Raw genomic sequence first — 940 nt, forward strand, 5'->3', positions numbered from 1 at the left:
GCCGATTTTGGTGTTTCCGGGTCAGGGTTCGCAGTGGGTGGGTATGGCGTTGGGGTTGTTGGAGTCGTCTTCGGTGTTTGCGGAGGCGTTTTTTGAGTGTGCTGGGGCGGTGGAGGAGTTGGTGGATTGGTGTGTGGTGGAGGAGTTGCGGGGTGGGTTGGATCGGGTTGATGTGGTGCAGCCGGTGTTGTTTGTGGTGTTGGTGGCGTTGGGTCGGTTGTGGTTGTCGTGTGGGGTGGGTGTGGGGGGTGTGGTGGGTCATTCGCAGGGTGAGGTTGCTGCGGCGTGTGTTGCGGGTGGGTTGTCGGTGGGGGATGGGGCTCGGGTGGTGGTGTGGCGTTCGCGGTTGGTTGGGGAGTTGTTGGCTGGTGGGGGTGGGATGGTGTCGGTGGGGTTGTCGGTGGGGGAGGTGGTGTCGCGGTTGCCGGTGGGTGTGGGTGTGGCGGCGGTGAATGGGCCGGAGTCGGTGGTGGTGTCGGGTGAGGTGGGGGGTTTGGAGGAGTTTGTTGCTGGGTGTGTGGGGGAGGGGGTTCGGGTTCGGTGGGTTGCGGTGGATTATGCGTCGCATTCGGTTCAGGTGGAGGTTGTTCGGGATGAGTTGTTGGGTGTGTTGGGGGGGATTGAGCCTCGGTCGTCGTCGGTGCCGTTTTTTTCGACGGTGACGGGTGGGTGGTTGGATACGGCGGAGTTGGATGGGGAGTATTGGTATCGGAATTTGCGGGAGGTGGTGGGTTTTGGTGGGGCGGTTGAGTGTTTGGTGGGGGAGGGGTTTCGGGCTTTTGTTGAGGTGAGTCCTCATCCGGTGTTGTCGATGAGTATTGAGGAGGGTGTGGTTGGGGGTGTTGTGGTGGGTACGTTGCGGCGGGGTGAGGGTGGTTTGGATCGGTTCTTGCGTTCGCTGGGTGAGGCACACGTGCGCGGTGTCCACATCGACTGGAAG

At 61.8% G+C, this 940-nt stretch carries 1 protein-coding gene; it reads left to right on the forward strand.

Annotated elements, in window-relative coordinates; all coding sequences use genetic code 11:
- Positions 1-10: 10 nt before the first annotated feature.
- Positions 11-940: acyltransferase domain-containing protein (locus FFT09_RS22805; protein ID WP_279631027.1), on the forward strand; the 930-nt coding region annotated here is incomplete at its 3' end.

The organism is Saccharomonospora piscinae (assembly GCF_005862235.1).
GTDB classification, from domain to species: domain Bacteria; phylum Actinomycetota; class Actinomycetes; order Mycobacteriales; family Pseudonocardiaceae; genus Saccharomonospora; species Saccharomonospora piscinae.